22 protein-coding genes are annotated in these 23,896 nt (G+C 67.9%); 7 read left to right on the forward strand and 15 right to left on the reverse strand.

Translation table 11 applies throughout. From position 1 onward, the window contains the following. The first annotated feature begins 56 nt into the window (after positions 1 to 56). Positions 57 to 734, forward strand: coding sequence for a response regulator transcription factor (locus tag AC13GA_RS16325; RefSeq protein WP_482998548.1), 678 nt, complete (start codon positions 57 to 59; stop codon positions 732 to 734). Positions 735 to 740: 6 nt separating this feature from the next. Here the strand turns inward: AC13GA_RS16325 and AC13GA_RS16330 are convergent, their stop codons facing one another. Then, positions 741 to 1,130 carry a DUF6165 family protein gene (locus tag AC13GA_RS16330; RefSeq protein ID WP_046984111.1) on the reverse strand — a complete coding sequence of 130 codons (390 nt, stop codon included), beginning with the start codon at positions 1,128 to 1,130 and terminating at the stop codon, positions 741 to 743. Positions 1,131 to 1,294: 164 nt separating this feature from the next. On the opposite strand from AC13GA_RS16330, the gene AC13GA_RS16335 reads away from it, so the two are divergent. Beyond that, positions 1,295 to 1,993: a TorF family putative porin gene (locus tag AC13GA_RS16335; RefSeq protein ID WP_482998549.1), complete on the forward strand. Its 699-nt coding sequence runs from the start codon at positions 1,295 to 1,297 to the stop codon at positions 1,991 to 1,993. On the opposite strand, the gene AC13GA_RS16340 is transcribed toward AC13GA_RS16335, so the two are convergent. Beyond that, on the reverse strand, positions 1,990 to 3,138 hold the full coding sequence (locus AC13GA_RS16340; protein WP_482998562.1) for an MFS transporter: 1,149 nt from the start codon (positions 3,136 to 3,138) through the stop codon (positions 1,990 to 1,992). The two genes, AC13GA_RS16335 and AC13GA_RS16340, sit on opposite strands and share 4 nt — an antisense overlap. Positions 3,139 to 3,281: 143 nt before the next feature. On the opposite strand from AC13GA_RS16340, the gene AC13GA_RS16345 reads away from it, so the two are divergent. Next, entirely contained in the window at positions 3,282 to 4,169 is an 888-nt protein-coding gene (locus tag AC13GA_RS16345) for a LysR family transcriptional regulator (protein WP_482998550.1), read from the forward strand. On the opposite strand, the gene AC13GA_RS16350 is transcribed toward AC13GA_RS16345, so the two are convergent. Next, the gene (locus AC13GA_RS16350; RefSeq protein ID WP_482998551.1) at positions 4,138 to 4,605 is read right to left on the reverse strand and encodes a YehS family protein; all 468 of its coding nucleotides are present in this window, start codon (positions 4,603 to 4,605) and stop codon (positions 4,138 to 4,140) included. The genes AC13GA_RS16345 and AC13GA_RS16350 overlap by 32 nt on opposite strands. 162 nt (positions 4,606 to 4,767) lie before the next feature. Between AC13GA_RS16350 and AC13GA_RS16355 the strand changes: the two genes are divergently transcribed. Further along, a complete protein-coding gene (locus AC13GA_RS16355; RefSeq protein WP_012509809.1) occupies positions 4,768 to 5,520 on the forward strand; it encodes an SDR family NAD(P)-dependent oxidoreductase in 753 nt (250 codons plus the stop codon). A gap of 99 nt (positions 5,521 to 5,619) precedes the next feature. On the opposite strand, the gene AC13GA_RS16360 is transcribed toward AC13GA_RS16355, so the two are convergent. The 4 genes from AC13GA_RS16360 to AC13GA_RS16375 form a co-directional block, all read right to left on the reverse strand. Further along, on the reverse strand, positions 5,620 to 6,525 hold the full coding sequence (locus tag AC13GA_RS16360; protein WP_482998552.1) for an SPOR domain-containing protein: 906 nt from the start codon (positions 6,523 to 6,525) through the stop codon (positions 5,620 to 5,622). 21 nt (positions 6,526 to 6,546) lie between these two features. After that, positions 6,547 to 8,235, reverse strand: coding sequence for an arginine--tRNA ligase (gene argS / locus AC13GA_RS16365; RefSeq protein ID WP_046984105.1), 1,689 nt, complete (start codon positions 8,233 to 8,235; stop codon positions 6,547 to 6,549). 114 nt (positions 8,236 to 8,349) lie between these two features. Continuing rightward, on the reverse strand, positions 8,350 to 9,054 hold the full coding sequence (gene radC, locus AC13GA_RS16370; RefSeq protein WP_482998553.1) for a RadC family protein: 705 nt from the start codon (positions 9,052 to 9,054) through the stop codon (positions 8,350 to 8,352). Between the two features lie 70 nt (positions 9,055 to 9,124). Next, complete coding sequence (locus tag AC13GA_RS16375) at positions 9,125 to 9,751, reverse strand: response regulator (RefSeq protein ID WP_046984104.1); 627 nt, start codon at positions 9,749 to 9,751, stop codon at positions 9,125 to 9,127. A gap of 228 nt (positions 9,752 to 9,979) precedes the next feature. Between AC13GA_RS16375 and coaBC the strand changes: the two genes are divergently transcribed. From coaBC to AC13GA_RS16390, 3 genes are read left to right on the forward strand one after another with little or no spacing between them, the layout of a single operon-like run. Continuing rightward, the gene (gene coaBC, locus AC13GA_RS16380) at positions 9,980 to 11,242 is read left to right on the forward strand and encodes a bifunctional phosphopantothenoylcysteine decarboxylase/phosphopantothenate--cysteine ligase CoaBC (protein ID WP_136639898.1); all 1,263 of its coding nucleotides are present in this window, start codon (positions 9,980 to 9,982) and stop codon (positions 11,240 to 11,242) included. Continuing rightward, positions 11,239 to 11,712, forward strand: coding sequence for a dUTP diphosphatase (gene dut, locus AC13GA_RS16385; RefSeq protein ID WP_005407763.1), 474 nt, complete (start codon positions 11,239 to 11,241; stop codon positions 11,710 to 11,712). Before coaBC ends, dut begins: the two co-directional genes overlap by 4 nt. A gap of 12 nt (positions 11,713 to 11,724) precedes the next feature. Then, positions 11,725 to 14,073, forward strand: a complete 2,349-nt coding sequence (locus tag AC13GA_RS16390; RefSeq protein WP_482998554.1) for a phosphomannomutase/phosphoglucomutase — start codon at positions 11,725 to 11,727, stop codon at positions 14,071 to 14,073. A 275-nt stretch (positions 14,074 to 14,348) separates the two neighbouring features. On the opposite strand, the gene AC13GA_RS16395 is transcribed toward AC13GA_RS16390, so the two are convergent. The 8 genes from AC13GA_RS16395 to pyrE form a co-directional block, all read right to left on the reverse strand. Then, positions 14,349 to 15,062, reverse strand: a complete 714-nt coding sequence (locus AC13GA_RS16395) for a response regulator transcription factor (RefSeq protein WP_136639896.1) — start codon at positions 15,060 to 15,062, stop codon at positions 14,349 to 14,351. Continuing rightward, on the reverse strand, positions 15,043 to 17,703 hold the full coding sequence (locus AC13GA_RS16400) for an ATP-binding protein (RefSeq protein WP_480983153.1): 2,661 nt from the start codon (positions 17,701 to 17,703) through the stop codon (positions 15,043 to 15,045). Before AC13GA_RS16400 ends, AC13GA_RS16395 begins: the two co-directional genes overlap by 20 nt. Positions 17,704 to 17,754: 51 nt before the next feature. After that, the gene (gene kdpC, locus AC13GA_RS16405) at positions 17,755 to 18,405 is read right to left on the reverse strand and encodes a potassium-transporting ATPase subunit KdpC (protein ID WP_482998555.1); all 651 of its coding nucleotides are present in this window, start codon (positions 18,403 to 18,405) and stop codon (positions 17,755 to 17,757) included. After that, entirely contained in the window at positions 18,402 to 20,459 is a 2,058-nt protein-coding gene (kdpB, locus tag AC13GA_RS16410; protein WP_100435505.1) for a potassium-transporting ATPase subunit KdpB, read from the reverse strand. The genes kdpC and kdpB overlap by 4 nt, the downstream gene beginning before the upstream one ends. Before the next feature lie 10 nt (positions 20,460 to 20,469). Further along, a complete protein-coding gene (gene kdpA / locus AC13GA_RS16415; protein WP_482998556.1) occupies positions 20,470 to 22,179 on the reverse strand; it encodes a potassium-transporting ATPase subunit KdpA in 1,710 nt (569 codons plus the stop codon). Positions 22,180 to 22,191: 12 nt separating this feature from the next. Further along, entirely contained in the window at positions 22,192 to 22,284 is a 93-nt protein-coding gene (locus tag AC13GA_RS16420; RefSeq protein ID WP_012509821.1) for a potassium-transporting ATPase subunit F, read from the reverse strand. Between the two features lie 220 nt (positions 22,285 to 22,504). Then, on the reverse strand, positions 22,505 to 23,167 hold the full coding sequence (locus tag AC13GA_RS16425) for a hypothetical protein (protein ID WP_136639891.1): 663 nt from the start codon (positions 23,165 to 23,167) through the stop codon (positions 22,505 to 22,507). A 19-nt stretch (positions 23,168 to 23,186) separates the two neighbouring features. Continuing rightward, on the reverse strand, positions 23,187 to 23,846 hold the full coding sequence (gene pyrE, locus AC13GA_RS16430) for an orotate phosphoribosyltransferase (protein WP_253079054.1): 660 nt from the start codon (positions 23,844 to 23,846) through the stop codon (positions 23,187 to 23,189). Between the last annotated feature and the right edge of the window lie 50 nt (positions 23,847 to 23,896).

The raw sequence follows: 23,896 nt of genomic DNA on the forward strand, positions 1-23,896 counted from the left end.
TCCGCTGCCCGCAGCGCCGACCTAGGGTAGGCACTTCGTCCTGCTGGATCTGCGTGATGCCGCCTTCCGTTCCCGCTTTTTCTTTTGACCGGCCCTGCCGCCTGGCAATTCTGTCTCCATATCCAGTGTTGCGACTGGGTGTGGAGGTCGTGCTGCGCCAGCACGCTGCAGTGCAGGTATGCGGCAGCTTCACCTCCGGACATGAGCTGCTTGACCTGCTGCAGTACCAGCCGGGCGGCATCGATCTGTTGCTGTTCGACCTGCTGGTGCCGCGTGCGCCCGGTGACGGCCTGTCCCCGCTGCGCGAGCTGACACAGCGCTGGCCGCTGCTGCCGGTGCTGGTGCTGTCCGCGCACTGCGATGCCTGCACGGTGACCATGACGATGCAGGCCGGTGCACGTGGCTTCCTGTCCAAGGGCACTTCGCCGGATATGCTGCGACATGCAGTTGATGTGTTGGCTCGGGGCGGCCGCTTCGTCGCGCCAGAACTGCGCACGCAGTCGAGTCGATCGCGGATATGGCACACGCCGGTACCGGTACCCACTGCGTTGAGCCGACGCGAGCGCGAAGTCCTCGGGTTGATCCTGCAGGGCTGCACCACCGGCGAGGTGGCGCAGCGTTCCGGCCGCACGGGCAGCACAGTCAGTACGCAGAAGCGGGCGGCCTACCGCAAGCTCGGCATCCGTAGTGATGGCGAACTGTTCCGCATCCGGCATCTGCTCGAATGCGGGTGAACGGGCTTATTCGCCCTGGTACTGCTTTTCTTCCACCAGGGCCGAACCGGCCACGCGGTTGATCTCGTTCTTCACCTGCACGCGCTCACCATTGGTGCCATACACGCCGCGCGCGAGCTGGATGAATGCATCATCGAACACCTGCGCCGCTTCCTTGTCGCGCAGCTGGTCCTGGATGTCCCACATGCGTTCGTTGATCGCCTTCAGCTGCTGCTTCAGCGCGGCAAGCGCGGGCTGTGCCTGCAACTGCTGCTGCAGCAACGGCAGCAGGCCGTCCAGCTCGGTGCGCACGTTGGCCAGCTTGGCGGCATCGTCGATGCGCTCGGCCTTGATCTCGAGAATGGTGATCTTGTCGATCAGCTCGCCGATCGATACCGGGGTCAGGATGGCGTCCACGTGGTTGGTTCCTGGAAACAGGCCTGCATGATACCGCGCCCACCGCAGCGGGATTTACGCCGAATTTGCGCTGCGGGCCGGGCAGCACCCTCGATCCGTTACGCCGCTCCCTCCGACACTGCTGTCCCGGCGGCGTGACCGCCTTCGACGAGGAACACAGTGCAGTGAACAGCAAGGGGATGATGGCAGCGATGGTGGCCGCGCTGGCAGGAATGCTGGGTATCGGCAGCGCGCAGGCCCAGGTGCAGGTGAGTGGCAGTGCAGCATTGACCAGCGACTACGTGTGGCGCGGCAGCTCGCAGAGCGACGGCGACCCTGCAGCGCAGGTGGGCGCAAAAGTGGCACTCGCATCCGGTTGGTACGCCAGCGCGTGGGGCTCCAACGTATCGTTCAACCCGGACAACGGTGCGCGCAGCGAGTTCGACCTGGTGGCCGGTTGGAGTGGCGCACTGGCAGCGGACTGGACGCTGGATGCCAACCTGACCCGCTACGTGTACCCAGGCACTGGCCGCGCGCTGGATTGGACCGAACTCAATACCACGTTGACCTGGAAGCAGCGCGCCTGGCTGCAGGTCGCGCATTCCAATGATGCGCTGGCCGGCGGTCATCGCGGCACCTATGCCCAGCTCGGCGTGCGTGTGCCGCTGCACGAGCGCGTCCGGCTGGAGGCGGCGGTAGGCCAGTATTGGCTGGCCACCGCACAGGGGCCGGATTACCTGCATGGTCAGCTCAGTGCCATTGCCACGCTGACCCCGGCGTGGGAGCTGCGGGCCACCGTGCACGACACCGACAACGCAGCCAAGCGCCTGTTCCCGGGCAACGCCGGGGGACGTTGGGAGCTGGCGCTGCAGGGCAGTTTCTAGTTGGCAGCTGTGGCCTGGCGCGCACGCAGCGCGCCGGGCAACCACAGCAGCAGGGCCAGTGCGGCAACAGCGGCGCCGGCCACGCAGACGCCGGTCCAGCCGAAGCGCTGGTAGACCTGGGCCGACAGCAGTGAACCCAGCGAGCCGCCGATGAAGTAGCCGGTCATGTAGCCGGCATTGAGGCGGTTGCGCGCAGCCGGTTGCAGCGCATAGATCAGGTTCTGGTTGCTGACGTGCAGCAGCTGCGCGGCCAGGTCCAGCACCACCACGCCCACCAGCAGTGCCAGCAGCGAGTACGCCGACAGCCCCAGTGGCAGCCACGACAGCAGCAACAGTACCAGCGCGATGGCCGTGGCACGGCCAGTCTGGCCACGGTCGGACATGCGCCCGGCCAGGCCCGCGGCCAGCGTGCCGGCTGCACCGACCAGTCCGAACAGGCCGATGGTGGCGTCGCTGTAGGCGTACGGTGGCTGTGCGAGCAGGAACGCCAGTGGCGTCCAGAAGATCGCGAACATGGCGAAGCTGCATGCACCCAGCAACGTGCGATGGCGCAGCACCGGCTCCTGCACGAACAGGGAGCCGATCGAGCGCAGCAGGGCGAAGTAGCTGAGGCCTGCGCTGTGGTGGAAGCGTGGCAGGCCACGTTGCAGCGCCAGCGCGGTCAGCACCAGGGTGCCGGCGGCGATTGCATAGACCAGGCGCCAGTCGCCAAGGCTCGACAGCAGCCCGGCCACGGTGCGCGCCAGCAGGATGCCCAGCAGCAGGCCACTCATCAGCGTACCAACCACCCGGCCACGATGCTCCGGTGCGGCCAGGGTGGCCGCAAATGGCACCAGCACCTGCGCCACCACCGAGAACAGGCCGGTGATCGCCGTGCCCACCAGCAGCCACGTGAGTGACGGCGCACAGGCGCTGATCACCAGTCCACTGGCCGACAACAGCGTCATCACCACGATCAGCCGGCGGCGCTCGAACAGGTCACCCAGCGGCACCAGCAGGATCAGCCCGGCGGCATAGCTCAGCTGCGCCACGGTAACCACCATGCCGACCTGGCCGAATGGCAGGCCGAAGGCATCGGCGATGGTGTGCAGCAGCGGCTGCGCATAGTAGTTGCTGGCCACGGCCACGCCAGTGGCGACCGACATCAGCAGCACCTGCCAGCGGTGCAGAGGGGGGAGGGACGGGCTCACGCGGTGTTCCAGAATGCGGGGTGCACAGTGTCCGCCCGCTGCAGTCATGATGGAAATGAATCATCATCATCCCTGTCATCTGGAAATGAGATGGTTGTGTGAATCTCAAGCAGCTTGAATTTGCCGTCGCCCTGGCCGAGGAGGGCAACTTCACCCGTGCCGCCGAGCGCTGCCATGTGGTGCAGTCGGCGCTCAGCCATCAGATTGCCAATCTGGAACAGGAGCTGGGCACGCCACTGTTCGAACGCCTGCCGCGCCAGGTACGTGCCACCGCCGCCGGTGAAGTGCTGCTGGTTCACGCGCGGCAGGTGCTGGCCAGCCTGCGCCACCTGCGTGCCGACGTCGCCGCAGTCAGCGGCGAAGTGCGCGGGTTGTTGGCGATCGGGCAGATCTCTTCGCTGACCGACATCGACGTGGTGGCGATGCTGGCGGCCTTCCAGCAGGCACACCCGCAGGTTGAATTCCAGCTGCGGGTGGACAAGAGCGAGGACCTGATCGCGCAGGTGCAGTCGCGCGAACTGGATGTCGCTCTGGTCGGGTTGGCGCCCTCGGCGGGGCTGGATGGCGTGTGCCACCAGATGCTGCAGGAGGAAGACCTGGTGGCGGTGCTGGCGCCGTCGCATCGGTTGGCCGGGCACACGCGGCTGCCATTGGCCGCGCTGCAGGATGAAGCGCTGGTCGACTTCCCGCGCGGCACCGGCGCGCGCCGGCAGACCGATGATGCGTTCGCCGCTGCAGGCCTGCCGCACACGGTGCGTTTCGAGGTCAACCTGATGGAACTGGTCGAGCGCTTCGTCCGCCATAGGCTGGCGGTCGGGATCGTGCCGGCGTTGATCGCCGAAGGGTTCGAGGGGGTGGTCCAGATTCCGCTGCAGCCGACCCCGACCCGCCGCGTGCACCTGGTCTGGCAGCGGTTGCCGACGCCGGCGGCACGGGCGTTCGTCGCGGCCGTGCTCAGCCGCGCAGGCGCAGGCTCAGGCCCTTGAGGAAGTTGCGCAGCATCTGGTCCAGGCAGCGCCGGTAGTTGGTGTGGCCCGGCTGGCGGAACAGCGCACCGATTTCCGACTTGGAGACGTTGAAACCGGCGCTGGCGAAGATCTCCAACAGGTCCACGTCACGCAGCTGGAAGGCTACGCGCAGCTTCTTCAGCACCAGGTTGTTGTCGATGCGGGTTTCCACCGCGCGTTGCGGCTGGCTCTCGTCGCGACCACGCAGGTGCACGATCAGGCCATCGAGGAAGTGGGCCAGCGCGCTGTCATTCATCGCCTCGAAGCCGGCTTCGTCATCGCGGCGCAGCCAGGCCCTCACCTGCTCGGTATCCACCGCGAAGGCCGGGTCGGCCAGCTGGCACAGGGTCACCACGTGGTGGTCGCCCAGGTCCAGGGAGTAGCGCACGCTGCGCAGGACATCGTTGTTGATCATGGCCCAATTGTACCGGTCACCCCGGCAGGTGGGGTCAGATCCCTTTGCTGGCGGCAAAGGGATCTGACCCTGGTTCTGCTCCAGGTTCTGGCCGATCCGGCAACACGGGGATCGGTCGACGGTGCCAGAATGGGGGTCTGGTTTTCCCCCTGGAGTTGCCTGATGACCCGCACTGTCCTGATTACCGGCGCCACTTCCGGCTTCGGCGCCGCTGCCGTCCACCGCTTCGCCCAGGCGGGCTGGAAGGTGATCGCCACCGGCCGCCGCGGCGAACGCCTGCAGCCGTTGGTCGAACGCTATGGCAAGGACGTGGTGCATGCCGCGGTCTTCGACATCCGCGACCCGGTGGCGATGGAAGCGGCGCTGCTGGCGCTGCCGCCGGCCTTCGGTGAGATCGACCTGCTGGTCAACAACGCTGGGCTGGCACAGGGCACCGCGCCGGCACAGAGCGCAAAGCTGTCCGACTGGACCACGATGATCGACACCAACATCACCGCGCTGGTGACCCTGACCCACCGCCTGCTGCCGCAGCTGGTCGAGCGCAAGGGCGCGATCATCAACATTTCTTCGGTGGCCGGCGTCTACCCCTACCCGGGCGGCAATGCCTACGGTGGCACCAAGGCCTTCGTCAGCCAGTTCTCGCTGGGCCTGCGCTCGGATCTGCACGGTACCGGCGTGCGCGTGACCACGATCGAGCCGGGCATGGCCGAAACCGAGTTCACCGTGGTGCGTACCCATGGCGACCAGGCCGCGTCGGACAAGCTCTATACCGGCGCCAACCCGATGACTGCCGAAGACATCGCCGAACAGATCTTCTGGGTGGCCACGCTGCCGCCGCATCTCAACATCAACCGCCTGGAACTGATGCCGGTCAGCCAGTCCTTCGCCGGTTTCCAGGTCGCCCGCGAGGGCTGACCTACACCGTGCGTCCTGTAGAACCGAGCATGGGCTCGTCTCTACAGAAGCACAAAAAAAGCCGGGCAATGCCCGGCTTTTTCATTCACATCGGCAGGCTTACTGCGCCTTGATCGCCATCGCCTGCAGGCCGGTGCCATCCAGCTTCTGCTTGGCTTCGGACAGCTCGCCAGCACTACCATACGGCCCCATGCGCACGCGGTACACGGTCTTGCCGTTGATCTGTGCCGACTCCACGCGTGCGGCCAACCCCATCATCGCCAGCTTGGCCTTGGTCGCCTCGGCATCGCCGGAGGCACCGAAAGCGCCTGCCTGCAGGATGTAGCGGGCGTTGTCGGCAGCAGCGGGTGCGGCAGTGGCAGCTGTGCTGGTCGCAGCCGGTGCAGCTTCCGCACGCGGTGCCGCGGTGGCCGCAGCCGTGTTGTTCGAAGCCGCAGTGGTGTTGGCCGCCGGCGTTGCCACTGCCGGACGCTCGCTCAGCGGTGCCGGCAGCGGACGGCTGGTGGCGGTGACCGGTGCAGTGCTCGCCACGCTGGCAGTTGCCGTCGGTGCCGGCGCAGTGGCAGTGGCCGGCGGAACCGGCTTGCCTTCCAAAGCGGCCTGCGCACGCTGTGCTTCGGCCTTGGCCCGGCGCTGGTCTTCGGCACGCGCGCTGGCGGCCAGCTCGGCGTCGGACATCTCGACTTCCTTGCCCGGCAGCAGGGTGTAGAAGTCGTACTGGGTGGCGGCCGGCTTTTCTGGTTCTGTCGGCTTCGGCGTGGCTGGCTGCGCGGCCGGCTGGGTGCCGACATCGCTGTCGGCATCAGCGACCGGGGCTGGCTGCGCGTTCGGGTTGGGCTGCGGACCGGCGCGCAGGAAGCCATCGCCTTCGCCCTTGAACAGGTTCGGCGCCGCCAGGAACACCACGGCCGCGATCGCCACGCCAGCGACCAGCCACACCCATCCGGGTGTGCCCTGGCTGCTGCTGTTGCGTCGTGCCTGGTTTTTGCCGCGTCGTGCTGCCATGTGTACTGCGTCTCCTGATGCTTACATTTTTTCCGGGGCGCTGACGCCCAGGAGTTCGAGGCCGTTGGCCAGCACCTGGCGCGCTGCGCAGGCCAGGGTCAGCTTGGCGTTGCGATCGGCAGCGTCTTCCACCAGTACCGGCGTCCCGTGATACCACGTGTGGAACGCGTGCGCCAATTCACGCAGGTACTGCGCCACCAGATGCGGTTCCAGCGCCACGCCGGCTGCCTCCACCACTTCCGGGTACCGCGAGATCTCGTTCATCAGCAGCAGCGACGCGTCGTCGGCCAGGCGGCCGAAGTTGGCAAGGCCATTGCCCTGCTCGTACACCAGGCCCTTCTCCTGCGCCTGGCGCAGCAGGCTGCAGACGCGGGCGTGCGCGTACTGCACGTAGAACACCGGGTTGTCGTTGCTCTGCTGGCGGGCCAGGTCGATGTCGAAGGTCAGCTGCGAATCGGGCTTGCGCGCGATCAGGAACCAACGGGTGGCATCGCGGCCGGCTTCTTCGATCAGGTCGCGCAGGGTGAAGTAGCTGCCGGCACGCTTGGACAGCTTCACTTCCTCGCCGCCGCGCATGACGGTGACCATCTGGTGCAGCACGTATTCCGGCCAGCCCTGCGGGATGCCCACTTCCATGGCCTGCAGGCCGGCGCGCACGCGTGCCAGTGAACCGTGGTGGTCGGCTCCCAGCTCGGTGATCGCGCGCTCGTAGCCGCGCTGCCACTTGGACAGGTGGTAGGCCACGTCCGGCACGAAGTAGGTGAAGGTGCCGTCGGACTTGCGCATCACGCGGTCCTTGTCGTCACCGAAGTCGGTGCTGCGCAGCCACAGCGCGCCGCCTTCCTCGTAGGTGTGGCCCGAGGCCTGCAGCTTGGCGACCGCTTCGGCGACCTTGCCATCGGCGTACAGCGAGCTTTCCAGGAAGTAGATGTCGAAGTCGACGCCGAATGCAGCCAGGTCCAGGTTCTGCTCGTTGCGCAGGTAGGCCACGGCGAAGCGACGGATCGCCTGCATGTCGTCCGGGTCCTTGGCGCCGACCACGGTGCTGCCTTCCAGATCGACGCTGGCGCCGGCCATGTAGGCGCGGGCGACGTCGGCGATGTATTCACCGCGGTAGCCGCCTTCCGGCCAGCCGTCCTGGTCCGGCGCGATGCCCTTGATTCGCGCCTGGGTGGACAGCGCCAGGTTCTCGATCTGCACGCCGGCGTCGTTGTAGTAGAACTCGCGCTTGGCGTTCCAGCCGTTGGCGTCGAGCACGCGCGCCACGCAGTCGCCGATCGCCGCGGCGCGGCCGTGGCCGACATGCAACGGGCCGGTCGGATTGGCCGACACGTATTCCACGCCCACCGTGCGGCCATTACCGGACAGGTTGCGGCCGTAGTCGTGACCTTCCTTGATGACCGACGCGGCTTCACGCTGGTACGCGGCCGGGGCCAGATAGAAATTGATGAAGCCGGGGCCAGCGATCTCGACCTTGCTGACGTCCTCGCTGCGCGGCAGCGCCTCGACCAGCGCCTGTGCCAGTGCGCGCGGATTGCTGCGCGCGGCCTTGGCCAGCAGCATTGCGGCGTTGGTTGCGAAGTCGCCGTGGTCGCGGGTCTTCGGGCGCTCGACCACGAAGTCCGGCGGCAGGGAGTCGGCGGGCAGGGTGCCATTGGCGCGCAAGGCTTCGATGCCTTGGCTGATCAGGGCGCGGAGGAGATTTTTCACGAGGCCTGCTGTGAGAATGAGCGGCGGAATCGCCCATTTTAGCGCAGATACCAGCGGCCACGCTGACCGGAACCTGCCGATGGCGCCGTCCGGCTGCCCACGCAGGGCGGGCGCTCAGCCGAACAGGCGGGGCTGGGGCGGTGACAGCAGGCCTCGTTCAGCAAACGAAACGGGACGGCCCTCACCCACCACGAAGTGGTCCAGCAGGCGCACATCCACCAGCGCCAGCGCCTGCTGCAGTTCGTCGGTGATGTGGGTGTCGGCGCCGGAGGGTTCCGGGTCGCCCGAGGGGTGGTTGTGGCTGAGGATCACCGCCGCCGCATTGTGCAGCAGGGCTCGCCGCACCACCTCGCGAGGGTAGACCGGGGCGGCGTTGATGGTGCCGTGGAACAACTCCTCGCAGGCGATCAGCCGGTGGCGGTTGTCCAGGAACAGGGCCATGAAGATCTCCCGGGCCTGCCCGCGCAGGCGGTGCTGCAGATAGCGGCCAACCGCGGCCGGATTGTTGCCGACCGCCTCGCCATGTTCCAGCTCGGCGGCCAGGTAGCGATGGGCCAGTTCCAGCCCGGCGGCCAGGGTACAGCTGCGTGCCGGGCCCAGCCCGGGCAGCCGCGCAAGTTCACGTGCGGGGCGGTCCAGAAGCACCCGTAGCGGACCATGGGCCTGCAGCAGGTCGCGCGCGGTCTGCACGGCATCGCGGCCGCCGAAGCCCGAGCCCAGGAACAGCGCCAGCAGTTCGGCATCGGAAAGTGCCGTGGGTCCGCGTGCCATCAGCTTTTCGCGGGGACGTTCCTGTTCGGGCCAGTCGTGGATGGGCATGCCTGCATCATCGCCAGCCCGGTCGGCGCAGCCCATCAGCGCACACCGCGGCTCCGGGTCGGGCGATACCTCAGTCGCGCCGGGTCTGCAGGTAGTCGAACAGTTCCTGGTTGTTCTGCAGGCCCAGCTTGCGCTTGGCTTCAGCCTTCTGCCGGCTGATCGTCTTCGGACTGCGCCCGCAGTGCTCGGCGACGGCGTTCACGCTGAGCCCGGCCGCCAGCAGATCCAGCACCTCCTGCTCGCGTGCCGACAGCGGTGCCGGTTCGCGCGGGAACATAAGGTCGCGGGCCTGCAGGTGGTGGCGAAGCTGTCGGGAGACGAACACCTGCCCCGCCAGTGCTGCATTCAATGCCTGTGGCACCTCGGCGAAATCGGCGCATTTGTCGACCAGCCCATTGATGCCCTCGCGCAGGAGGCCATCAAGCAGGCCCGGATGCCGCGCGCCGGTCAGCACCACCACCGGCAGGTGGGGATGGTACGCGCGCAGGGCATCGATCAGTTCCGGACCATCCGGCCCGGCGCCGGGCATCGACAGATCGGTCAGCACTGCATCGCAGTCGTTGTTGTCCACCAGCTGAAGCAGCTCGGCGCCATCGCACGCACTGCCGACCACGTCCATCAGGTGGGTCTGCAGCACGACGCGGATGCCGTGCAGGACCACAGGATGGTCGTCGGCGATGATGATGCGTGGGTGCACGCGCTTCCTCGGAGATCGAACGGACCGCTGCACACAGCGGCCAACGTCTGATTCTGCAAAAGGGCGGGGTCGTAACGGTATAGGAAAGGTCCGAAACCGATGCCCGGCGTCTGCCAGGTCAATACGGGCGGACTCCATCTGCTGATAGCCGCCCGCTATGTATGCCGTGTACCGGGACATTACCGACCATCGGGTAAGCTACCGCCCTCGTTTGCACAGGAATTCCAGGTGGCTGACTCCCCCAATGCTTCTCCCGCGCCGGCCCGCGCGCTGGAAGGTCAGAAACTGCTGTTGTGCGTCGGAGGCGGGATCGCGGCCTACAAGGCTTTGGAGCTGGTGCGGCGCCTGCGCGACGCCGGTGCCCAGGTGCAGGTGGCGATGACCGCCGGTGCCCAGCAGTTCGTCACTCCGCTCAGTTTCCAGGCCCTGTCCGGGCAGCCTACCCGCACCACGCTGTGGGACAGTGCCGCCGAACAGGCCATGGGCCACATCGAGCTGGCCCGCTGGGCCGACCGCATCGTGGTCGCCCCCGGCACCGCCGATCTGCTGGCGCGGCTGGCCCAGGGCCATGCCGATGACCTGGTCAGCACCCTGTGCCTGGCCAGCACCGCGCCGCTGACGATCTGCCCGGCGATGAACCATCGCATGTGGCTGCACCCGGCCACCCAGGCCAATATCGCCCTGCTGCGCCAGCGTGGCGCGCAGGTGATCGGCCCGGTTGACGGTCCGCTGGCCGAAGGCGAATCCGGTCCTGGCCGTCTGGCCGAACCGGGTGACATCGTCGCCGCGCTGGCCGCCAACGGCAGTGCCGAGGCACCGGCTGCCGCGCCGGAAACCCGCGCGCTGCAGGGCCTGCGCCTGCTGATCAGCGCCGGCCCCACCTATGAGGACATTGACCCGGTGCGCTACGTCGGCAACCGCAGCAGCGGCAAGATGGGCTTTGCCCTGGCCGCCGCAGCCACTGCGCTTGGCGCCCAAGTGGTGCTGGTCAGTGGCCCGGTGCAGCTGCCGACGCCGCCGGGGGTGCAGCGTATCGATGTGCGCTCTGCCGCGCAGATGCGCGATGCCGTGCTGAAGTCGCTGCCGGCCGACATCTACATCGGTGCGGCGGCCGTTTCCGACTACACGCCGCGCCAGGTCGCGCCGCAGAAGCTGAAGAAGACCGCTGACAGTCAGTCGCTGGTGATCGAGCTGGTGCGCACGCCGGACATCCTGGCCGAGGTGGCCGCGCAGACGCAGTCGCTGAAGCTGGTAGTCGGCTTTGCCGCCGAGACCCACGACGTGGAGAAATATGCGCGGGGCAAGCTGGTCGACAAGCGCCTGGACCTGGTGATCGCCAATCAGGTCGGCATCAGCGGCGGCGGTTTCGAGAGCGACAACAATGCCGCCACTGCCTTCTGGCAGGATGGTGAACAGGTATTCCCGGCCACCTCCAAGCGCGAGCTGGCCGAACAACTGCTGGCGCTGATCGCGCGGAGACTCCAGGCATGACCCAGGCATCCACTTCCCAACCGCTGCAGGTCAAGCTGCTCGATCCGCGCTTCGGCGACAGCTGGCCGCTGCCGGCCTATGCCACCGAAGCCAGCGCCGGCATGGACCTGCGCGCGGCGCTGGATACCGCGCTGACCCTGCAGCCGGGCGATACCGCGCTGGTGCCCAGCGGCCTGGCCATCCATATCGCCGATCCGCACCTGTGCGCGGTGATCCTGCCGCGTTCGGGGCTGGGCCATCGCCATGGCATTGTGCTCGGCAACGGTACCGGCCTGATCGACGCCGACTACCAGGGTCCGCTGTTGATCAGCGTCTGGAACCGTGGCCGTGAAGCCTTCACCATCGAGCCGGGCGATCGCATCGCGCAGCTGGTGGTGGTGCCGATTGCCCGCGTCAGCCTGCAGGTGGTGGATACTTTCACCGACAGCGTGCGGGGAACGGGTGGATTCGGCCATACCGGGGTGCGTTGACGGGGGACATCGATGAGCGGCATCGGGGAAGGACAGCGGGGACGGTCGTTGGGACGCAGCGCGCCACTACTGGGGGTGCTGCTGGTCCTGCTGGCCGGTTGGTTCGGATGGAGCGCGGTGCAGCAATGGCGGCAGGAAGCCAATGGGCAGGCGCTGGAAGAAGCGCGTGACCAGGCCGTGCAGGGCCTGCAGGACGCTGCAGCCGGCCAGCTGAAGCAGCTGCAGCAGCAGCTGAAGAACGAACGCGTGCAGCAGGCGCTGCAGGCCGGTGATGCCGCGGCAGCGGCACTGGCCGTGCGCGAGAGCTGGACCGGCGTGGAACAGGCGGAAGTGCTGACCGCCGATCTGGCCAACGCCTACGCTGCCCCGGCCGCCTTTGGCTATGCCCGATTGGCGCTGCTGGAAGCGGCATTGGCCGAAGGCAAGCCCAGCCTGCGCGTGGTCCGCGATGGCGGTGGCAACCGCCTGGGCCTGGCCGCGCCGGTGCAGCTGGGCAGCCTGGGGCCGGCGGTGCTCTATGTGCGCCAGCCGTTGCTGCGGCTGACCGCGCCGCTGGATCAGGTCAGTGCACCGACTACGGGTTTCCTGGGTCTGCGCCAGGGTATGCATGATCTGGTCACCCAGGGCGATGCCAGCCTCGCCGAGAGCGCCGAGGCACTGGCACGGCCGGTCAACGGCACTCCGCTGCGCCTGGTGGCCGCGGTCCCCAACGTCGAAGCCGGGCCGCTGGGCCTGGGCGCGCTGGCCAGCGCCATCGTCGCACTGCTGCTGGCGTTCATTGCCGTGCTGCTGGTGGTCGGCCGTGGCCGCCTGCCGAAGACGCTGCCACTGCCGCGTCGCGCCGCTGCGGCGGTTGCCGACCATGGCCCTACCCTGAGTGAAAGCCTGCAGCAGGCTCCGCCAGCGGCGGCCGCCGTGACCAGCAGTGGCGATGCCACGCCACCGCCGCCACCACCGGTGCCGGCCGAGGCGCTGGCCGCCGGCATCTTCCGTGCCTACGACATCCGTGGCGTGGTCGGCAGCGAACTGACGCCGAAGACCGCGGCATTGATCGGCCAGGCCATCGGAACCGTGGCGCTGGAGCAGGGCCTGCGCGAGGTGGTGATTGGCCGCGATGGCCGCCTGTCCGGCCCGGAACTGGCCGCCGGCCTGGCCGAAGGCCTGAGGCGCGCCGGTTGCGCGGTGATCGACATCGGCCTGGCGCCGACCCCGCTGGTGTACTACGCCGCCTTCCATCTGCGCACGGGGGCCTGCGTGGCCGTGACCGGCAGCCACAATCCGCCGGAGTACAACGGCTTCAAGGTGGTCATCGGAGGTGAAACGCTGTCCGGCGATGCGATCACCGATCTCTACCAGCGCATCGTCGAGGGCCGGCTGGTGCAGGCCGCCGAACCGGGTGACTACCAGCAGCGCGACGTTGCGGCCGACTACATCCAGCGCATCGCCGACGACGTGCAGCTGGACCGCCCGTTGAAGGTCGTGGCCGATGCCGGCAACGGTGTCGCCGGCGCGCTCGCACCCCAGCTGCTGGAAGCGATCGGCGCTGAGGTCATTCCGCTGTACTGCGATGTCGACGGCAGCTTCCCCAACCATCATCCGGACCCGAGCGAACCGGCCAACCTGGAAGACCTGGTGCAGACGGTCAAGCGTTTCGGCGCCGACCTCGGCGTCGCCTTCGATGGCGACGGAGACCGGTTGGGCGTGGTCACCGGCGAAGGCAAGACCATCTATGCCGACCGCCTGCTGATGTTGTTCGCGGCCGATGTGCTGATGCGCAACCCGGGCGCGATGGTGATCTACGACGTGAAGTGCACCGGCAAGCTGTCCGACCACGTGCTGCGCAATGGTGGCAGCCCGCTGATGTGGAAGACCGGGCATTCGCTGATGAAGGCGAAGATGCGCGAGACCGATGCCGAACTGGCCGGCGAGATGAGCGGCCACTTCTTCTTCAAGGAGCGCTGGTTCGGTTTCGATGACGGCCTGTATGCGGCCGCGCGCCTGCTGGAGATCCTGGCCCAGCGCGAGGAAACGCCGGATGAGGTGTTGGCCGAGCTGCCGGAGATGGTGGCCACGCCGGAACTGAAGGTGCCGGTGGCCGAAGGCACGCCGCATGCGCTGGTGGCGATGCTGGTGGCGGCGGCGCAGTCGCCGGACAACCCGTATGTGGGCGGTCGGCTGTCGACTATCGATGGCCTGCGCGTGGACTTCCCCGATGGCTGGGGCCTGGTGCGCGCCTCCAACACCACGCCGGTGCTGGTGCTGCGTTTCGAAGGCAACGACGAGGCGGCACTGGAACGCATCCAGGCGCTGTTCCGCAGCCAGCTGCAGCCGGTGCTGGGCGACACCCCGCTGGGGTTCTGAGGAGGAGCCGGGCCGCGCCCGGCACCCGCCGAAGCAACAGCAACATCAACGTCAAAAGCGGGCTATCCGTGGGATGGCGGGGTGGGTCCGGTTGCGGGGGACGCCGTAAACCCGTCCCTGGGGGCTTGGCCGCGGCATCCATGCCGCGGACACCCCCGCAACCGGACCCACCCCGCCTTCGACAGTTTCCCGCGAGCTGTCGGAACGGCACGGGCTCTGCCCCCAGGTGCCGACCAGGGTTGGCTCTGGTAGGTGTCGACCTTGGTCGACACGCCTCAACCCTTGAACCGCAAACCCACGCCTGGCTCGGTGAACAGGTAGCGCGAATCCAGCGCTGAATCGCCCAGCTTGTGCCGCAGCTTGCCGACCAGGATGCGCAGGTAATGAGTGTCGTGCTGGTGGGTCGGTCCCCAGATCTCCTGCAGGATCTGCGGCTGGGTCACCACCCGCCCGGCGTTGCGCAGCAGTAGTGACAGCAACGCGTATTCCTTGCGGGTCAATGCCACCGGCTCGCCATCGAGTGCCACTTCGCGGCGCACCAGGTCCACGTGCAGGTGGCCGTCGTCGAACACCGGCGGCGTGCCGTCGCTGGGTACGCTGCGCGTGCGCAGCAATGCCCGCACCCGCGCCATCAGTTCCTGCGTGCCGAATGGCTTGGTCACGTAGTCGTTCGCGCCTGTATCCAGCGCGCGCACCTTCTCGGTTTCGCCGGCACGCACGGTCAACATGATCACCGGCACCTGGCTCCACTGCCGCAGCTGTTCCAGTACCTCGTGGCCTTCCATGTCCGGCAGGCCGATATCCAGGATCACCAGATCCATGTCCTCGCTGGCGGCCAGCTGCAGGCCTTCCTGGCCGGTGGCGGCCTGCCGCACCTGGTAACCCTGCGCACGCAGGCTGATGTCCAGGAACCGGCGGATCTGGGTTTCATCATCGATCACCAGCACGCGCGGGGCCGGGACGCTGGCATCAATCGGGGTCGGACTCATCGTGGGAGACTGGCTTGAGCAGGGGCAGGGTGATGCGGATCAGGGTACCGCGACCGTCGCGCCCGGGCAGCGCCTGCACGCTGCCACCATGCGCACCGATCATGCCCTGGCAGATGGTCAGGCCAAGACCGGTGCCGTGGCGGCCGCGGTCACCGCGTTCGACGCTGTAGAACATGTCGAAGATGCGCGCACGCTCGTCGTCGGGAATGCCGGGGCCGGCATCGATCACGTCGATGCGCAGCTGGCCGTCCAGCTCGCGCGCTTGTACCTGTACGGCGGCGTCGGGCGGCGAGAACTTGGCCGCGTTCTCCATCACGTTGAACACGGCTTGTTCGACCAGCGCCGGATGCACCCAGATCGGCGCCAGCGTGGAAGGAATGTCGAGCTCCAGCCGCACCTTCGGCTGATAGCGCTGCAGGCGTCGCGCTGCCGAGCCGATCAGTTCGTCCACGCCGATCCAGTCGCGGTTGATCTTCAGCCCTTCATGGCCGAGGCGGGTCATGTCCAGCAGGTTCTGGATGTAGCGGTCCAGCCGTTCGCCCTCGACCAGGATGGTGTCCAGCAGGGCGCGGCGATCAGCCGTATCCATCGCCGCACCGTAGCTGGCCAGGCTGTCTGCCGAACCGATCATCGCCGCCAGTGGCGAGCGTAGGTCGTGCGACACCGAAGAGAGCAGGGCCGAGCGCAACCGCTCGGTCTCGTTGCTGACGTGCGCCTGTTCCAGTTCGGCCACCAGCCGTGTGCGAAGCGCGGCCTGGGCGATGTCATCGACCATTGCCTCGGCCAGCTGCCGTTGCTCGGGCAGCAGGCGCGCCTGCGCGCCGGGCAGGTACAGGCCGGCCACGCCAATGGCGCGGTCCTCGCCATCCAGCAGTGGCAGGAACCACCACTGCGCACCGGCCAGGGTATCGGTGAAGCGGCCGCTGGGCTGGCCATGGCGCAGCGCCCAGTCGGCGGCGGCCAGATCGGTGTCCCCCGGCTGGCTGCGACCACCGGCCGCGGTGTCTGTTCCAATGCGCAGCCACGCCGGAACGTCCATTGCCTGTTCCAGTGCCAGCCTGCCGGCCTGTGCGACCTCGCCATTGCCGGCCGCACTGGCCAGCTGCCGGCCCAGCTGCTGGCGCGCACGCGCATGGCGGTTGGCTGCACGCAGCGCGATCACCTGCATGCGCAAGCGCGAGGCCAGCCGTCCGGCCACCAAGGCGGCGGCCAGGAACAGGAACACGGTGATCACGCCCTGGCGTGCACCGATGGCGAAGGTGAAGCGCGGCGCGATGAACAGGAAGTTGTAGGCGAGGAAACACAGGATCGCCGCCATCACCGCCACGCTGGCGCGCGTGCGCGCGGCCACCACTACCACCGCCACGATGAACACCATCGACAGGTCGGCCATGCCGACCCAGCGCTCGGCCAGCCACGCCACTGCGCAGGCCATTGCGGTAGCGATCAGCGCCTGCGCTGGCTCGTAGCTGATGCCGCGCACCGGCGGCAGCAGGCCCTCGCGGCGCGAGCGCGCCCGCGCCTGCGGGGTGCTGATGATGGTGATCTCGTAGTGCGCGCCGCGCTGGATCAGCTGCTGGGTCAGGGTGCGGTTGAACATCCGCGCCAGCGGACGTTCGCGGGTCCGGCCCAGCACCAGGGTCGACACGCCGTTGTGCGCGGCATGGTCGAGCAGGGCATCGGCGATGCTCGAACCATGCAGCAGTTCGGCGTCGCCGCCCAGCCGACGTGCCAGTGCAAAGGCCGCATCGATTTCGCGCCGGGTCGCCTCGTCCTGGCGCCGGCCCTGCACGGTCACCACCGTCCACGGCGCGTCGCGGCGTTCGGCGATGCGCCGCGCCACCCGCACCAGGTATTCGCTCTGGCCGCCGCCATCAATGGCCACCAACACGCCACGCCGCAGCGGCAGGTTGCTCTCGCCGCGTGCCGCCCGTGCTTCGCGCAGGCTGCTGTCGACGCGGTCGGCGGCCTCCTGCATCGCAAGTTCGCGCAACGCGGTCAGGTTGGCTGGCGAGAAGAATGCCTGCAGGGCCTGCGCGGCCTGTTCGGGCACATAGACCTTGCCCTGCTGCAGGCGCGCGATCAGTTCGCGTGGCGGCAGGTCGACCAGCACGATGTCATGCAGGCGGTCGAGCACACCGTCCGGCACAGTCTCGCTGACCCGGACGCCGGTGATGCGCATCACCACATCGTTGAGGCTTTCCAGATGCTGGATGTTGACCGTGGTCCAAACGTCGATGCCGGCGTCCAGCAGCTCCATCACATCCTGCCAGCGCCGCTCGTGGCGGCTGCCCGGCGCATTGCGGTGCGCCAGTTCGTCCACCAGCACCAGCGCCGGATGCCGTGCGAGCACGGCATCCAGATCCATCTCCTGCAGGGTGTGGCCGTGGTAATCCACGTCCTTCAGCGGCAGCTGCGGCAGGCCTTCCAGCAATGCCTGGGTATCGGCACGGCCATGGGTTTCCACCAGGCCCACCACCAGGTCGACACCGCGGCGCAGCTGTTCCTGCGCGCGGGTCAGCATCGTGTAGGTCTTGCCCACGCCCGGCGCCGCACCGAGGAACACGGTCAGCTTGCCGCCGGCTTCGCGTTGCAGGCCTTCGACCAGGGCATCGGCCTGGCGGGTACGCGCATCAGTCATGGGTGCCGCTGTCATGGCCGCCATTGTGCGCGCAGCCGGTGCAGGCCGGCATCACGGTGCCTTGGCCGCGTGGTCCAGTGCGAAGTTCAGCGTCACCACGTTCACCCGTGGCTGCCCGAACAGGCCCCACTGGCGTCCCTCGGTATGCGCCTGCACCAGGGCCTGCACGCGCTCCACCGGCAGGCCACGGGCGCGCGCCACGCGTGCCACCTGCAGCTGCGCCGCGGCCGGCGACAGCTGCGGATCCAGGCCACCCGCGGACTGTGTGACCAGGTCCGCCGGTACCTGCGCCGGGGTGACGCCTTCGCGCGCGGCGACCGCAGCAGTGCTGGCGGCAACACGTTCGGCCAGGGCCGGGTTGCTGCGGGCCATGTTGGAACCGGCAGCGGCCATCGGGTCATAGTTGGCCGCCGACGGACGCGCCTGGAAATAGCCGTCACCCGTGAACGGCTGCGACAGCCACGCCGAGCCGCGAACCTGGCCGTTGCCATCGCGCAGCAGGCTGCCCTCGGCCTGGGTCGGGTACGCCAGGCCGGCAAAACCGGTGGCGATGCCGGCGTAGACCGCACCCGCCAGCAGCAGTGTGGCCAGGCCCAGGCCGATCGCTGGGCGCCAGCTGGCACCATCCTGCAGGCTGGCCATGCGGGCCTCGGCCTTCTGTTCGCGCGGAAGGGAAGATGAAGTGGAAGCAGTACGGTTCATGCGCCGAATACCAGGACAAGAAGGAGGTCGATCGCCTTGATCGCTGCGAACGGCAGCAGCACGCCGCCGAGGCCGTACACCAGCATGTTCCGGCGCAGCAGCGCGGTTGCAGTGGCCGGGCGGAAGCGCACGCCACGCAGGGCGAGCGGGATCAGGGCGGGAATCACCAGGGCGTTGAAGATCAGCGCCGCCAGCACCGCATTGCGCGGGCTCGACAGCTGCATCACGTTCAATGCGGCCATGGTCGGCACGGCGGCGGCGAACAGGGCCGGCAGGATCGCGAAGTACTTGGAGACGTCGTTGGCCAGCGAGAAGGTGGTCAGCGCACCGCGGGTGATCAGCTGTTGCTTGCCCACTTCCACCACTGCCAGCAGCTTGGCCGGATCCGAATCGAGGTCGACCATGTTGCCGGCCTCCTTTGCCGCCTGCGTGCCGGAGTTCATTGCCAGGCCGATGTCGGCCTGGGCGAGCGCCGGTGCGTCGTTGGTGCCGTCGCCGACCATCGCCACCAGGCGGCCACCGGCCTGTTCCTGGCGGATGCGTGCCAGCTTGTCTTCCGGGCGCGCTTCGGCGATGTAGTCGTCGACGCCGGCTTCGGCGGCGATGGCGGCGGCGGTCAGCGGATTGTCGCCGGTGATCATCACCGTGCGGATGCCCATCGCCCGCAGCTGCGCGAACTTCTCGCGCATGCCGTGCTTGACCACGTCCGACAGCTCGATCACGCCCAGCACGTGGCGACCTTCGGCCACCACCAGCGGGGTGGCACCATTGCGTGCAACCTGCTCGACGCGACCGGCCAGTTCAGCCGGCACGTTGCCGCCCAGCGCCTGTACGTGGGCACGGATCGCATCGGCGGCGCCCTTGCGGATCTGCCGCCCATGTTCCAGATCCACGCCGGACATGCGGGTCTGCGCACTGAACGCCAGGTACTCGGCCTGCTCCGGTTCGGCGGTGGCGCAGCCCTGTTCGCGCGCCAGGCGCACGATCGACTTGCCTTCCGGGGTCGGGTCGGCCAGCGAAGAGAGCAGTGCTGCTTCGCGCAGCTGGCTGGCGTCGATGCCGGCCAGCGGATGGAAATGGCTGGCCTGGCGGTCGCCGTAGGTGATGGTGCCGGTCTTGTCCAGCAGCAGCACGTCGACGTCGCCGGCCACTTCCACCGCCTTGCCCGACTTGGCCAGCACATTGGCGGCCAGCGCACGGTTCATGCCGGCGATGCCGATGGCCGGCAGCAGGCCGCCGATGGTGGTCGGGATCAGGCACACCAGCAGCGCGATCAGCAGCAGCGGGTCGACCTTGACGCCGACCGAGGCACCAATGGCCGGCAGCGTTGCCACCACCACCAGGAAGGTCAGCGTCATCGCCGCCAGCAACAGGGTCAGCGCGATCTCGTTCGGAGTCTTCTGGCGGTTGGCGCCTTCCACCAGCGCGATCATCCGGTCCAGGAAGCTGTGGCCCGGTTCGGCGGTCACCCGCACGATGATCTGGTCGGACAGCACCTTGGTGCCGCCGATCACGCCGGAGCGGTCGGTACCGGCCTCGCGCAGCACCGGCGCCGATTCGCCGGTCACCGCGGCTTCGTTGATGGTGGCCAGGCCCTGCACGATCTCGCCATCGGCCGGCACCAGCTCACCGGCGCTGACGATCACGTGGTCGCCCGGGCGCAGTTCGGCGGCCGGCACCTGGGTTTCGGCGGCACCCGGTTGCGGCGCGGCCAGCCGGCGTGCCACCAGGTCCTGGCGGGCACGCCGCAGCGACGCGGCCTGGCCACGGCCACGTGCTTCGGCCACGGCTTCGGCGAAGTTGCCGAACAGCACGGTCACCAGCAGGATCGCGGTCACTGCCAGGCCAAAGCCGAGCGGCGCGTTGCCGGTCAGGGTGACGATTGCGGCGACGATCGTGCCGGCCATCACCACCGCCATCACCGGGCTGCGCACCAGATGCATCGGCGACAGCTTGAGAACCGCTTCGATCAGCGCACGGCGCAGGCCGGCGCCATCAAGCAGGGCAGGGCGCGGTGCATGGGTACTACGGGTTGAACTTGCTTGGGTACTCATCAGGGTGTCCTTAGTGCAGTCCCAGGCTCAGGTGGTCGGCGATCGGGCCGAGTACCAGCGCCGGCATGAACTGCAGCACGGTCAGGATGACGATCACCGAGACCAGGGTCAGGGCGAAGGTCGGGGTTTCGATCTGCAGGCTGCCGGCCGATTCCGGTGCCTGGCGCTTGGCGGCCAGCTGTGCGGCCACCACCAGCGGGATGATCAGCAGCGGGAAGCGGCCCAGCAGCAGCACCAGCGAGCAACTGAGGTTCCACCAGAGCGTGGCGTCACCCAGTCCTTCGAAGCCCGAACCGTTGTTGGCATAGGCCGATACGTACTCGTAGAAGACCTGGCTGATGCCATGGAAACCGGGGTTGGAGGTGCCGGCCAGGCCGGGCACGGCCAGGGTTATCGCGGTGAACACCAGCAGGGTGATCGGCTGCAGCAGCACCAGCAGGGCCAGCAGGCGTACCTGCGGCGTCTCCAGCTTGCGGCCGAACAGTTCCGGCGTACGCCCAGTCATCAACCCGGCCAGGAACACGCCCAGCAGCAGGTACACGATGAACTGCTGCAGGCCGCAGCCGATACCGCCCCAGATCGCGCTGACCAGCATGTTGACCATCGCGATGCCGCCACTCAGTGGTGCCAGCGAATCGTGCATGCCGTTCACCGAACCGTTGGAGACCTGGGTGGTCACCGCTGCCCACAGTGCAGTGCCGTCCGCGCCGAAGCGTACCTCCTTGCCTTCCATCAGCAGCGGCGTGGCGGCGCTGGCGCTGTGGCCCTCGCTCCACACCATGGCGCCGGTGGACAGCAGCGACATGCCGAGCATGCAGCTGAACACCAGGACGCCGAAGCGGCGTCGGCCAGTGAACGCGCCGATCATGAAGATCACTGCCATCGGCACCAGCAGGATGCCAACGATTTCCAGCGCATTCGAAACCGGCGTCGGGTTCTCCAGCGGGAAGCTGCTGTTCGGGCCGTACCAGCCGCCGCCGTTGGCACCGAGCTGCTTGGCTGCGACCATCGCCGCCACCGGGCCCAGCGGCAGTTTCTGTTCGGCCATGCCAGCGCTGGCATCGATAGGCGTCGCCTGTGGCCCACCGGCCATCGTCGACGGCACGCCCTGGCTGGTCAGCACCAGCGTCCACACTAGGCACAGCGGCAGCAGGAAGCGCACGCACAGGCGCACCACGTCCACGTAGTAGTTGCCCACCGCCACCTGGCGGTCATCACCGGTACCACTGGCCGCTGCGCCCTGCGGCGAACGCGAGAACAACGCGCGCAGTGTGGCCACCGCCAGCGCCAGGCCCATCATCGGCGTCACCACCTGCAGGCCGGTGATGCCGGTCATCTGCGAGAGGTAGGACAGCTGCGCCTGGCCCGAATAGTGCTGCTGGTTGGTGTTGGTCAGGAACGAGATCATCGTGTGCAGCGCGGTGTCCCAGCGCATGTTCGGGATCTGGTCCGGATTCAGCGGCAGCCAGGCCTGGGTCATGAACACCGCCTGGGTCAGCACCGCCACCACCACGTTGCTCAGCACGAAGGCCAGCACGTAGCCGCGCCAGGACATCGAGCGCGACGGGTCGACGCCGAACACCCTGTACAGCGGTTTCTCGATCCAGTGGAACAAAACGTCGACCTTCATCGGCGCGCCACGCATCACGCGCGCCAGATAAAGGCCCAACGGCCAGGCCAGCAGCAGGCTGGCGGCAAGAATGACAATAATCTCAGTCATGGCAGTCTCCGCTCAGAACGACTCGGGCCGCAGCACGACATAAAGAAGATAGGCGGCGGCGACCAGCACCACGACGCCACACAACAACGACAGCCAGGGGGACATTGCATTAGCGTCCTGGTGGAACCCCTCCACCTCAGGCCGTCATCGTCGTCCTGCCCCCCATAAACGCACTACGCGCCGGACCGGGCCGACGCGTAAAGAGTGCATAAATTCCGCCGGCCAAACCGTAACCAGCCGCACCTGCTGCAGAGCCGAGCCCATGCTCGGCTGCTCTTTGCCGAGGTCACGCTGAGCCGGGCATGGGCTGGGCGCTACAGGGGAATCAGGGGGCCTGATCTGCTGGCACCAGCCCCTTGAGCTCGCGATAGCGCTGCAGGCTGCTGTCGATCTCGGCCTTCAATGCCTGCTGCTGCTGCAGGAATCCGGCCTGCAGGCGCTGCTGCGCCTGCAGCTGCACATGCCGTTGGCGGATCGCCTCGGCCTGCTTGTCGGCCACCTTGCCGCCGGCCAGCTCACGGTCACCGGCGGCCGACAGCAGCGCCACCAGCGATTCGCGCAGGCTGGTGACGTTGTACTCGGCAGTCTTCAGGTTGTTGTCCAGCACTTCCTGGCGCTCGGTGAACACCCGGCGCAGGTCGTCCTCGCTGCCATAGGTGGACAGCATCGCCTGCTCGGTACGCTGGCGGGTCTGCGTGGCCATCAAGTCCAGCTGTTGCTGCTGCGCCACGGTGCTGGCGGCAGCGCGCTCCTCGTCGGTCAACGCGCGCTGGACCTGCGCATTGCGCAGGCCACTCTTCGCGTTGAACTCCTCGCGGGCATGGTTGACCGCATCGGCCGGCAGCGAATCACTGCAGATCCGCTCCTTGCCCTCGTTCCAGCAGTACAGCTTCTTTTCCGCCTTGCCGCTGTCGCGCGACTGCGCCGGCACGGTGAACGGCAGGGCCAGCAGCAGGCCGGCGAAGAGAACAGCAGGAACTCGGGACATGACCTTTCCCCTGGGTCGGTCAGCGGATCGAACGGACGCCGTACTGGGCCCGGTAGGCTTCCAGCGGCTGCCGGTAACCGACAAGTTCCGGGTTGCCGGAGGCGAAATCAAGCAGGTCGGCCAGCGTCGCCACGGCGATCACCGGAATGCCGGCCTCTTCGGCCACGGCCTGTGCGGCGGAGCGATGGTCGGTGTCCGAGGCGATCTCCTGGCGGTCCAGCGCGACCACGATGCCGGCCGGGATGCCACCGGCGTCGCGGATGATGCCCAGCGCTTCGCGGATCGCAGTGCCGGCGGTGATCACGTCATCGACGATCAGCACGCGCTTGCCATTCATGTCGGCGCCGATCAGCTGGCCGCCTTCGCCATGGGCCTTGGCTTCCTTGCGGTTGAACGACAGCGGCAGGTCGCGGCCACGCTGGGCCAGCTCGCAGGCCATCGCGGTGGCCAGCGGAATGCCCTTGTAGGCCGGGCCGAACACCACGTCGTACTTGATCCCGCTGGCGTCGATGGCGTCGGAATAGCACGCGCCCAGCTGCGACAGCAGGGAGCCGGAGTCGAAGCGACCGGCGTTGAAGAAATAGGGGCTCAGCCGGCCGGACTTGAGGGTGAACTGGCCGAAGCGCAGGGCATCGGCGGTCAAAGCCAGCTGCAGGAAACGGTGACGGTGGTCGCTCATCAAAACTCGATTCATCTTCATTTGGAGCACAAATCCTAATCCAGCTGGGC

This window comes from Stenotrophomonas sp. 22DLJC03 (assembly GCF_056861405.1).

What these genes read in the sequence shown, in the direction of transcription:
- kdpC (WP_482998555.1), bottom strand. Translation starts at nt 18,405, where the DNA reads ATGAACCGTACTGCTTCCACTTCATCTTCCCTTCCGCGCGAACAGAAG.
- AC13GA_RS16355 (WP_012509809.1), top strand. Translation starts at nt 4,768, where the DNA reads ATGACCCGCACTGTCCTGATTACCGGCGCCACTTCCGGCTTCGGCGCC.
- kdpA (WP_482998556.1), bottom strand. Translation starts at nt 22,179, where the DNA reads ATGACTGAGATTATTGTCATTCTTGCCGCCAGCCTGCTGCTGGCCTGG.
- AC13GA_RS16350 (WP_482998551.1), bottom strand. Translation starts at nt 4,605, where the DNA reads ATGATCAACAACGATGTCCTGCGCAGCGTGCGCTACTCCCTGGACCTG.
- AC13GA_RS16340 (WP_482998562.1), bottom strand. Translation starts at nt 3,138, where the DNA reads ATGTCGGTCGCCACTGGCGTGGCCGTGGCCAGCAACTACTATGCGCAG.
- AC13GA_RS16325 (WP_482998548.1), top strand. Translation starts at nt 57, where the DNA reads ATGCCGCCTTCCGTTCCCGCTTTTTCTTTTGACCGGCCCTGCCGCCTG.
- AC13GA_RS16395 (WP_136639896.1), bottom strand. Translation starts at nt 15,062, where the DNA reads ATGAGTCCGACCCCGATTGATGCCAGCGTCCCGGCCCCGCGCGTGCTG.
- AC13GA_RS16390 (WP_482998554.1), top strand. Translation starts at nt 11,725, where the DNA reads ATGAGCGGCATCGGGGAAGGACAGCGGGGACGGTCGTTGGGACGCAGC.
- dut (WP_005407763.1), top strand. Translation starts at nt 11,239, where the DNA reads ATGACCCAGGCATCCACTTCCCAACCGCTGCAGGTCAAGCTGCTCGAT.
- AC13GA_RS16425 (WP_136639891.1), bottom strand. Translation starts at nt 23,167, where the DNA reads ATGTCCCGAGTTCCTGCTGTTCTCTTCGCCGGCCTGCTGCTGGCCCTG.
- kdpB (WP_100435505.1), bottom strand. Translation starts at nt 20,459, where the DNA reads ATGAGTACCCAAGCAAGTTCAACCCGTAGTACCCATGCACCGCGCCCT.
- pyrE (WP_253079054.1), bottom strand. Translation starts at nt 23,846, where the DNA reads ATGAGCGACCACCGTCACCGTTTCCTGCAGCTGGCTTTGACCGCCGAT.
- AC13GA_RS16360 (WP_482998552.1), bottom strand. Translation starts at nt 6,525, where the DNA reads ATGGCAGCACGACGCGGCAAAAACCAGGCACGACGCAACAGCAGCAGC.
- AC13GA_RS16420 (WP_012509821.1), bottom strand. Translation starts at nt 22,284, where the DNA reads ATGTCCCCCTGGCTGTCGTTGTTGTGTGGCGTCGTGGTGCTGGTCGCC.
- AC13GA_RS16400 (WP_480983153.1), bottom strand. Translation starts at nt 17,703, where the DNA reads ATGACTGATGCGCGTACCCGCCAGGCCGATGCCCTGGTCGAAGGCCTG.
- radC (WP_482998553.1), bottom strand. Translation starts at nt 9,054, where the DNA reads ATGCCCATCCACGACTGGCCCGAACAGGAACGTCCCCGCGAAAAGCTG.